The 9,943-nt window shown below is 64.5% G+C and carries 10 protein-coding genes and 1 riboswitch; of the genes, 2 read left to right on the top strand and 8 right to left on the bottom strand.

Annotated features, from left to right (window positions below):
• Nucleotides 1-726 (bottom strand): bifunctional allantoicase/(S)-ureidoglycine aminohydrolase (locus DT23_RS07680; RefSeq protein ID WP_038130142.1); only part of this gene is annotated, 726 nt, incomplete at its 3' end.
• Nucleotides 727-933: 207 nt separating this feature from the next.
• Here DT23_RS07680 and aroQ point away from each other — a divergent pair.
• Nucleotides 934-1,377 (top strand): type II 3-dehydroquinate dehydratase, encoded by a 444-nt coding sequence (aroQ, locus tag DT23_RS07675; protein WP_038130139.1) that lies wholly within the window; start codon nucleotides 934-936, stop codon nucleotides 1,375-1,377.
• Between the two features lie 77 nt (nucleotides 1,378-1,454).
• A riboswitch (FMN riboswitch) is annotated at nucleotides 1,455-1,583 on the top strand.
• A 67-nt stretch (nucleotides 1,584-1,650) separates the two neighbouring features.
• Nucleotides 1,651-2,115, top strand: coding sequence for a 6,7-dimethyl-8-ribityllumazine synthase (locus DT23_RS07670; protein ID WP_038130136.1), 465 nt, complete (start codon nucleotides 1,651-1,653; stop codon nucleotides 2,113-2,115).
• On the opposite strand, the gene DT23_RS07665 is transcribed toward DT23_RS07670, so the two are convergent.
• The 7 genes from DT23_RS07665 to DT23_RS07635 form a co-directional block, all read right to left on the bottom strand.
• Nucleotides 2,116-3,189 (bottom strand): glycosyltransferase family 4 protein, encoded by a 1,074-nt coding sequence (locus DT23_RS07665; protein WP_205618224.1) that lies wholly within the window; start codon nucleotides 3,187-3,189, stop codon nucleotides 2,116-2,118. It abuts the gene before it with no gap.
• A gap of 21 nt (nucleotides 3,190-3,210) precedes the next feature.
• Entirely contained in the window at nucleotides 3,211-4,794 is a 1,584-nt protein-coding gene (locus tag DT23_RS07660) for an ABC transporter permease (RefSeq protein ID WP_051697120.1), read from the bottom strand.
• Nucleotides 4,791-5,573, bottom strand: a complete 783-nt coding sequence (locus DT23_RS07655; RefSeq protein WP_038130132.1) for an ABC transporter ATP-binding protein — start codon at nucleotides 5,571-5,573, stop codon at nucleotides 4,791-4,793. Before DT23_RS07655 ends, DT23_RS07660 begins: the two co-directional genes overlap by 4 nt.
• Nucleotides 5,563-6,555, bottom strand: a complete 993-nt coding sequence (locus DT23_RS07650; RefSeq protein WP_038130129.1) for an ABC transporter substrate-binding protein — start codon at nucleotides 6,553-6,555, stop codon at nucleotides 5,563-5,565. The genes DT23_RS07655 and DT23_RS07650 overlap by 11 nt, the downstream gene beginning before the upstream one ends.
• Before the next feature lie 63 nt (nucleotides 6,556-6,618).
• Entirely contained in the window at nucleotides 6,619-7,479 is an 861-nt protein-coding gene (locus DT23_RS07645; protein ID WP_038130128.1) for a lysylphosphatidylglycerol synthase transmembrane domain-containing protein, read from the bottom strand.
• Nucleotides 7,476-9,089, bottom strand: coding sequence for a sulfatase-like hydrolase/transferase (locus DT23_RS07640; protein WP_038130125.1), 1,614 nt, complete (start codon nucleotides 9,087-9,089; stop codon nucleotides 7,476-7,478). Before DT23_RS07640 ends, DT23_RS07645 begins: the two co-directional genes overlap by 4 nt.
• Nucleotides 9,086-9,859, bottom strand: coding sequence for a CDP-alcohol phosphatidyltransferase family protein (locus DT23_RS07635; protein ID WP_081846995.1), 774 nt, complete (start codon nucleotides 9,857-9,859; stop codon nucleotides 9,086-9,088). The genes DT23_RS07640 and DT23_RS07635 overlap by 4 nt, the downstream gene beginning before the upstream one ends.
• Between the last annotated feature and the right edge of the window lie 84 nt (nucleotides 9,860-9,943).

Below are 9,943 nucleotides of genomic sequence, written 5' to 3'. Positions count from 1 at the left end.
CAGCCACATGTAATCGCCCGCCTCGACCTCGACCCAATCTTGGTTGAGCCGGTAAACCCCTTTTCCTTCAAGCACATACAGCCCGTGTTCCATCACATGGGTTTCGGCAAACGGGATCACGGCACCGGGCTGCAAGGTGACAATCGTGACATGCATGTCGTGGCGCATATCGGCCATATCGACAAAGCGCGTGGTCGCCCATGCGCCATCCGTGTCCGGCATCGGGGTCGGGGGGATGTCGTTTTCGTTAGTCACGAACGCTTCGGGCACCTCTAGCCCCTCGACGACTTCATAGGCCTTTCGGATCCAGTGAAAGCGTGCGGGGACATCTGCGCGGTTGTGCAAGGTCCACTCGCAACCGGGGGGCAGATAGGCATAGCCACCCTCTGCCATCCTGTGCGGCTTGCCTGCGATGGTCACCGTGATCTCACCCGAAACAACAAACAGTACCGCCTCGGCACCCGCATCGGTTTCGGGGCGATCCGAGCCGCCGCCGGGCTGCACCTCGGCGATATATTGTGAGAATGTCTCGGCAAAGCCCGAGAGCGGACGCGAGAGAACCCAAAATCGCGCGCCTTCCCAGAACGGCAAAAAGCTGGTGACGATATCGCTGAACGTGCCCTTGGGAATGACCGCATAGGCCTGCGTGAACATCGCGCGGTCGGTCAGGATTTGCGACTGCGGTGGCAGCCCGCCGGAGGGTGCGTAATAGGGATTTTTGCTCATGATCCGCCTTTAACTTGCGTGTGCGCAGGCTTTGGAACGCCTGCTGCTTGCCCAATTCCAATCATAAATTGCGCCCCCGCGCCACGCCAGAGTTTGCGGCGCTCTGCCGCGATGATCCATCTTTTGCTGTGTTTATCCTTGGGTTAGGGTAAAGACGTTGGCAAGACGCGTCTTATCCCTCGGGCGCGGCGCAAGCGGAGAAGCCTTATGTCAAAGACCATCTATGTGCTCAACGGGCCGAATTTGAACTTGCTGGGCAAGCGCGAGCCCGAGATTTACGGCTCTGACACGCTTGAAGATGTGGAACGCATCTGCACCGATGTGGCCGCCCCTGCGGGCTTTGAGATTGCGCTGTTTCAGTCCAACCACGAGGGCGAGATCGTCGACCAGATCCAGCAAGCGCGCGACACCGCCTGCGCCATCGTGATCAATCCGGGCGCCTACACCCATACCTCGGTGGCGATTTTGGATGCGCTAAACACCTTCGAGGGGCCGGTGTTTGAGTGCCATATCTCCAACGTGCACAAGCGCGAGGCGTTTCGCCATCACTCCTATGTCAGCCTGCGCGCCGATGGGGTGCTGGCGGGCTTCGGGATCGAGGGCTATGCACTCGCGACCCGCCGCGTGATCTCGCTGCTGCAAGGCATCTGATCTAGCTGGCCGCCTTGGCCTGCCACAGCGTCCCACCCGATCAGATTTGACAGCGCCGCCCGCCTTGGCTATCGCAAAGGCGTTCTCAGGGCGGGGTGCAATTCCCGACCGGCGGTCACAGCCCGCGAGCGCCATCCGGTGGGTGGGTCAGCAGATCCGGTGGAATTCCGGGGCCGACGGTATAGTCCGGATGGTAGAGAACGAGAGCGAACGGCCTAGGCCGGGCGTTTCTCACGCTCTGGGATCTTGTCATGTTGGAAAGGATCTGGAGCTATGACAAAATCCCCAAACTTCGCGTTCATCAAGGCCGGTTGGCATGGTGATATCGTCGATCAATCGCTGGTCGGGTTTCGTGAGACCTTGGCCGAGACGGCAGCAAACGCAGAGGTCGAGGTCTTTGACGTGCCCGGCGCGTTTGAGATGCCGCTGCTGGCGCAGACACTGGCGCGCTCGGGCCGATATGATGCGGTTATTGCCGCGGCGCTGGTGGTGGATGGCGGCATCTATCGCCATGACTTTGTCGCGCAGGCAGTCGTGTCTGGCTTGATGGAGGTGCAATTGAAAACCGGGGTGCCGGTGCTGTCGGTCTCGCTCACGCCGCATCACTATCAACCGACAGGTCAACACCACGCCTTCTTCCATGCGCATTTCGTAGAGAAGGGCCGCGAGGCTGCGCAGGCGGCGTTGCAACTTTGCCAAATCAACGCCGCAGACGTGCACGCCGTTTCGGCTGCCTGATCAAGAGCTTGGGCGTCGATCTTTATGCTCGGCGCCCACCGCATCCAATACCCGCCCCATTACGGCGGCGGTGTCGTCCCACGTCGGCAGTCGCGCGCCCGCGGCGGCAGAGGCGCGCGACATCGCGCGATGCCGGGCCGCATCGCTTAGCACGCTGCGCAGCGCTTGCGCGAAGGCCTCGGGGGCGTCCGTTGGCACCAGCAGACCTGCGCCCTCGGGGACTGTGTCGGGGACCGCACCCGTGCGGCAGGTGACGATGGGCAGGCCATGCAGCATCGCCTCGCCAAAGACCATCCCATAGCCTTCATAGCGCGTGGCGAGCGCAAAGATATGCGCGGCGCGGTAGCGCGATTGCAGATCAACGCGCGACACGGCACCGCAAAACCGCACCCGATCCGCCAGCCCAAGCGCGTCACGCTGTGCGCTCAGCGCGGCGGCGATTTCGGGGTCATGCGCCTTGCCCACGATCTCGGCCTGCCAGTCCAGATCGGTGATCTGCGACAACGCTTGCAGCAGCACGTCATGGCCCTTGCGCGCGGCCAGCAGCCCAACCGACAAGATCAGCGGCGGGTGCAGCGGCGGGGGCGCGATGCGGGCAGGGCGCGCGAACCCCGGCAGCGCAATGGTGATGCGATTGGGGGCGACGCCAAAGTCAGCTTGCAGGATCTGCGCGGTGTGCGGGCTTGGTACGACGACATGGGCGGCGAGGGTGAGGTTTTCCGCCTCGCGCGCCAGCAGGTGACGCGAACGCGCAGGCAACAGGCCCGTTTCCAACCCCAACGGATGATGCAGCATCGCGATGATTGGCGCGCGCATCGCCCGTAACGCGGCGGGGTCGATCGCGCCGAACACCAACCCGTCGAGTATCACGGGCGTGTTGGCAGGCACGCCGGCCAAAATCGCAGCGGCCCGAGCCGTTTCCTCTGCGCTGGCATCGGGAAACCCGGCGGGCAGTTGCAGATGGCGCACCGCGCGCCCCGAGCTTTGCAGCGCCTCAAGAAGCTGGCGCTCATACAGAAAACCGCCCGTCAGTTGCGCGATATCGCCGGGAATAGCAAAGGCGGCAGGGATCATTTTTGCCTCCGGTTGGTGCGCCTAGCGGGTAAGTTGTTCCGCGCCATAAATACGCAAAACCGCGCGCTCGATCTGCGCGACCACGACATAGCCCGCCACGGCCACCGCCGCCAGAACGACCACCGCGCTCCAGAGCATCTTGTAGCCCGAGGTCGAGGCTGTGAGCGCCATCAGCCCGCCAATTCCGCGCCCGGTCGCCAGCCATTCGGCGGTGGTCGCGGCCAGAATAGCGGCAGGCACGGCCATCCGCGCGGCGGCGAAAAAGGCAGGCAGCATCGCGGGGAATTGCGCACTGGCCATACGGCGCAACGGGCTGGCGGCGTAGCTGTCAAACAGGTCGAGCACCTGACGGGGCGTGCGCGCAAGGCCTTGATAACATGCGACAAGGCTGGGGAAAAAGATCATCAAGGCGACGATGGTGATTGTGCCCGCAGGCCCCCGCCCAAGGGCCACGACGATCAGCGGCGCGGTGATCACAATCGGGATCGCGCGCAGGGCAATCGCCACCGGCATCACGCCGCGTGCCAGTTTTGGCGCAAGCACCAGCACGATGGCCAGCCCCAAGCCCAGTGCCAGCCCCAAAAGATAACCGGGCAGCGCCAAGACCAGCGTCTCCAGCAGCGCCGCACCAAGCGTGGCGCGATGGGCGGCGGCCTCGGGGGCGGTGATCAGAAAGGCCCAGACATCAGCGGGGCGTTTGGCGAAAAACGGGCTGAGATTGGCGGCCTCCATCGACAGCCACCAGATCGCAAGCAGGATCAGCGTAACAAGGATCGGGTGCAACAGCGCGCGCCATCTTGCGCGCCGCTCGCCCTCAAGAACCGGCGCAAGGATCAGGGGCGGCGGGCCATTATTCAGCGCGCGGCTCAACCGCCCCAGCCCCGCGTAAGCCAGCATCGAAATCGCCGCCGCCGTGCTGGCCAGCGCCCAAGTTCCCGCCACATCGAGGCTGCGCATCGCGCGGATTGTCAGCACGCCCATGCCGCGCTCGGCCCCGGTGAACTCGCCAAACATCGCGCCAAGAAACGCCGCAGGCGCCGCGATTTGCAGCCCCGCAAACAGATAGGGCAGCGAGGCCATCGCGCGCACCTCAACCAGCGCGCTGAACCGCCCGCGCCCATAGCTGCGCACCAGATCAAACCAGCTAGGCGGCGCGGCGCGCAGCCCCACCATCAGCGGCAAAAACGTGGTGTAGTAAACGGCCAAAGCGGCCAGCGTGATCTGCGGCCCCAGACCCGGCCCCCAGATCACGCGCAAAATCGGGCCGGTTGCCACCAGCGGCAGGCAAAACACCACCAGTGCCAGCGCCGAGATCAGCCGCGCCAGCGAGGGCAGCAACACCGCCGCCACCGCCAGCGCAATCGCCACCGCGTTGCCCAGCACAAACCCAATCGCCGCTGCAAATGTGGTGATGCCCGCCGCGCGCGCAACCAGCCCCGCGTGATCCCAAAGATAGCGGCTGATTTCGACCGGACCCGCGATCAAATAGGTCTGCGCGAAGACGCGCGCCAGCAACTCCCACATGAGCAGGGCGACCAGCGCGCTCAGCACCGGATAGAACCGATCCGCACCCCGTCGGCGCAGCTGATGCAGCGCGATGGTCATGCGGGTTGCGGGCGCGGGGGGGCGCTTTGGGCGAGGGCCTCGGTTACATTCGCGATCAACGCATCGGCCTCTGCGCCAGTAGCACGCGGGCGGGCAAGATCAATCGCGATATCGGCCACAACACGCGCGGGGCGGGGTGACAGAACGATGACGCGATCTGACAGCATCACGGCCTCAGAAACGGAATGGGTTACCAGCAGGGTCGTCACGCCGCGCCCCTGCCACAGCGCGGGCAATTCGTGATTGAGCCGCGCGCGGGTCAACTCATCTACCGCACCGAACGGCTCATCCAGCAGCAAAACGCGCGGATCGCTGATAAGGCAGCGCGCAATCGCGGCGCGTTGGCGCATCCCGCCCGACAGATCGGCGGGGCGGCGGTCCTCAAATCCGGCCAAGCCGACCAGCGCAATCAGCCGATCCACGCTGGCAGGATCGGGGGGCAGGCGCGCCAGCTTACGCGCTAGCGCGATATTGCCCCGCACCGTGCGCCACGGCAGCAACGCAGCATCCTGAAACGCCACCGAAAGGGCTGCGCGTTGACGCATCTGCAACGGCGTCTCGCCGCCGATGCGCACCGAGCCGGTGCTTGGCGTATCCAGACCCGCGATCAGGCGCAAAAGCGTAGATTTGCCACAGCCCGAGGGGCCGACAATCGCGGTGGTTTCTCCGGCTGCAAAATGCAGCTCCACAGGCTCAAGCGCGTCGACCCGCGCACCTGCGTGGCCAAAGCTGCGCGATAGATCGCGGCATTGGATCGGGGGCGGGGCGTTAGCTTGCATGGATCTCTTCAAGCAGCGAGCGGTCCCAAAGATCGGCGCTGACATCCTGACCCAGTAGCGCCAAGGTCTTGATATTGGCGGCAATACTATCATCGGTGAACCAGCCGAAACCGTGCGCTTGGGTGACATCGGTGAACATCAAGGGCACCTGTAGCGCGGCTTGCAGCTTTTGGGCGTCCAGATTGAGGCCCACATCGGGGAACATGTCCACCGTCAGCGCGGCAGCGGCATCGGGATCGGCGTGAAAATCGTTCCAGCCATGGATTTCCCCGCGCAGCAACGCGATCAGATCGGCGCGCCGATTGGCGATGCTGTCTTGCGTCGCGATATAGGTCTGGGAGTGCAGCGCATAGCCGTAATCAGCCATCAGCATCGTGACAGGCTTGATCCCGCGCATCATCATTGCAACGGGCAAATCGGTCTCCCAGCACAGCAGGCAATCGACCTGACCGGCGAGCAAGGGGGCGGCATCATATTGCGTCGGCACGATCTCGATCGCGTCAAAATCGACATCGTTGAGGCTACAGAGCGCCTTCAAAACCGGTGTATTGGCCAGCGCCATGCCAAGTTTGCGCCCTTCCAGATCTTTGGGCACATTGACCGGCTTGTCGGGCAGCGAGGCAATCACGAAGGGGTTTTTCTGCATCGCGACGGCGATGATGCGAAAGGGCGCGCCTTGGGCGACAGCGGCGGCGGTGTAATCGGCGGCTGAGATGCCCAGCAGCGCATTGCCTGCGACGACGGGCGGCTCGACGGGGGCGTTCGGCCCGCCGGGGTTCAGCGACACGCTTAGCCCCAAATCGTTCCAATAGCCGCGCGATTTTGCAATATAGCTGCCTGCGAACTGCACCGAGGGCAGCCATGACAGTTGAAACGCAACGTCCGTGGCCGCGCGCGCCGGGCTTGCCCCAAACGAGGCCGCCAGCACGCCGCCCGCGCCTGTGGCTAGAAATCCGCGCCGTGAAATGCTGTTACGCGTCATGTTTATCTTCATTCCTTCGTGTCTAAATATGGCGCAGACTTTTGGCTACAACGCCGCGCGGCCTCATCGCGTTCCCGTGATTTCTTGTCGTCGTGTCAGCCAGGTCAGCCCCGGCAGGGCCGAGATCAGCAAGACCGCACCAAAGGCGGCACTCGCGGCCAGCCCGGCCTCGGGGGCGGCACCGGCCAGCGGAAACAGCGCCGCCGCCGCCCCCTCGCGCCAGCCCCAACCTGCAATGCTAAGGGGCACCAGCATCGCCGACAGGATCAGCGGCACCAGCGTCACAATGGCCGAAAGTGGTAGCGCCGCGCCAATGGCATAGGCGCAAAAGGCAAAGCTTGCGAGGTTGCAGACCACGATGGAAAGACCCAGCGCGATCTGGCGGTTGCGCACCGCGCGACCCAGCAGCGCCTGTTGCAGCGGTCTCACAAGCGCGCGCAGCTTGGGCAGCGCGCCTGCAACACCGGTGCCCACAGCCACAACCGCCACGATCCCCAGCGCCCAAAGCCCGTGCCCCGTCACCACCAGCGCGGGTAGCAACACCGCCCCCAGCGCGATTTGCCCCGCCAGCCGTTCAATCACCACGGCCTGACCTGAGCGCAACAGATCTGCCGAGTGGCGCGCGCGCACCGCTCGGCTGGCATCGCCCAGAACGCCTCCGGGGAGGGTCTGGTTCACCAGTTGGGCAAGGTAATATTCGCCCGTCGCATGCCCCCGACCGATCCGCTGACCCAGTGCCCCGGCCGTCAGCCGCCAGCGCTGCGCCGACAGCACCGTTTGCAAATTTACCGCCAGCACCGCAGCCGCCAGCCAGCGCCAATCGGCCTGCGCAAGGCGATCCAGCGCGGCGCGCCCATTGGCGAAATGCCAGACCAGCGCTAGCAGCACCAAGGCCGCCCCCGCGCGCAGGGCGAGGCCGATCATTGCGCCACCTCAATCGGCAACGTGGAGAGCGCCTTGATAAAGCGGTCGCGGAAATCGCGCATCGGCCAGACCGGGGTTTGCGCATCGGGCACCAGCCCCGGCGTCCAGCCCCAAGCGTCGAAATCCGCGATCAGATCGGGCGGGCCGATCAGATGCACGGGCACATCTCGGCTGTCGTTCTGGGCGACAAACGGGGCTGCTTGATGATCGCCCAGCACCACCATCAGTGGCGGATTGTCCGAGTGGCGTTCTGCGTAAGACAGGATCGCCTGCAAGGAATAATCAACCGCCTGACGGTATTGATCGCGCACCCGGTCACGGTCGCGCCAGACCACTTTGGGCGGATCGCCCGACAAGGCCCAGCGGTCAAAGATGCGCCCATCACCGACCTGATCCCAGTCGATCATTTCGGGCACCGGCACCCAAGGCGCATGCGAGGAGAGCAGCACGATCTGGGCAAATAGCGGCCCCGCGTCTGGCCCGCGCGCGACCCTCCGGTCAAAAGCCGACAGCGTATATTGATCGGGCATGGTGACGAAATTAAACGGCTGGCCCTGATAACCCAGATCCTTTGCGGCAAGGATAGTGTGAAACCCCTGCATCGGGCCCTCGGGCCAGCTGAGTGTGATGCCGGGCATCACGGTGGCCGTGCGTAAACCGGCAGAGGCGGCAAGGTGAAACAGCGTGCGGCGCGGGCTGGCGAGCAGCGCGCGATAGCGGGTTTGATCGGAAATCGTCAGGCCGGATTCCAACGTCGAATGGGCCAGCCAGCTTTGCCCGCCCGCCGTGGGCGAGGTCAGCCAGCCCGAGCGCATCGCCAGCCCTTTAGCTGCCAGTTTCGGCGCGGCGTTTTCAAGCGTCGCGACATGGGTGGGCGCATAAAGCGGGTTCTCAAAGCTGGCGCGCCCGTAGCTTTCGATGAACACGATCAGCACATCGCGCCCTTCAAGGCGGTCAAACAAATCGGGTGTTCCCGCGAACGGATCGTTGGCAGCCGCGATGCTAAACCGCTTTAGATCGGCGACTGTCTGGACGTAGCTGCGCCAGTGTGCCTTGGCGAGATAGGTTGTTGAGGCGTGCCACGGCAGGGGCAGGGTTTGGCTGACTTGCGCGCTAATCGCCAACACGCCCAGACCCGCCGCGATGCCCGTTAGGGGTCGCGCGATGCGTCCGCGCGCAAACCCCACCCATTGCCCGCTGGCCCACCACAGCGCCATGATCAGCACCGCCAAGACAAGCGCGCCGCCCAATGCCGCGAGGATCACCAAGGGCAGGCCGATGGTGCTGATGCCAAGACGCGTGCCGGCCTCGATCATGAACAGATCCACCGCCGGATTGAACGGGCGGGCAAAGGCGGTGAACGTGCCGATATCGGCCAGTTTCAGGGCGACCATCGCGACGAGCGCCGCGACGAGACCAACGCGAACGGCCTTGCTAATCGCCGCGCCACGGGGCAGGGCGGCCAGAACCAGCAAGATCACGGGCAGTTCCAGTGGCAGGCGCAAAACCGCCCCTATCACCAGTCCCTTGGCTTGGTTTGGCATCACCAGCACGAGATCCAAAATCACCGCCGCCGCGATCAGGCAGACGGCGCGGCGGATAGCGCTCATGTCGCGCGTCTCCGTGCGAGCCAGATAATATCGGCGGTGAACGATCCGGTCAGCGCCAGCGTGGCTGCGGCTGCGATAAACGTCGCGGTCAGCGCGCCCAGACCCGGCAGCGTTAGCACGACCAGCGCCACGATCTGCACCACGCATACCAGTTTGCGGCGAAACCGCTCGGGCAGGGGGGCGTTGAGCCAAGGCAGGGCAAAGCTTGCCAGAACATAGGCGTAGCGCATCGCCCCGAGGGCCAGCACCCAGATCCCGACTGTGCCTGAAACGACCACGAGCAGCGCCAGGATCAGACCAAGTGCCGCGTCGACCTCCATGTCAAAGCGCGCCCCAAATCTCGATGACAGCCCGCTGCGCCGTGCCAGCCAGCCATCCAGACCATCCAGCGCCAGCGCGAGCGTTGCGATCGCTGTGATCAGCCAGCGTGCCCGCGACGGGATCGGCGCGGGGGCAAATACCTCCGCCGCGAGCGGTGCCACAAGCGCGCAGACCAAGGCGGCGCGCAGCAGCGTCACCGCGTTGGCAGGACCAAGGCGCGCATGGGGATAATGGGCGCGCATCAAATAGGCGACCACAGCGGCCAGCAGCGCAAACAGCCCCACAGACACAACCGCCCCGCCCGGAGCCAGACGCGTCGCCAGCGCAGCGCTCAGCGCCCCAAGCGGCAGCGCAAGCCAAACCAATCGCGCGCCCGCGCCAGAGAGCAATTGCGCCTCTGTCGGCTTAATCCGCTTCACGCGGTTGGGGGTGATGACGGGTGTATTCATGCGAGGATAGGTATTGCGCCTTGTCTGTTGTCAAGTAAACGTGATCGCGTAGACTTTGGTTCACGTTTTTCTCGCATGCAGCAC

This window comes from Thioclava indica (genome assembly GCF_000714545.1).
Taxonomy (GTDB): Bacteria; Pseudomonadota; Alphaproteobacteria; order Rhodobacterales; family Rhodobacteraceae; genus Thioclava; species Thioclava indica.
This window is presented reverse-complemented; position numbering and strand designations above follow the sequence as displayed.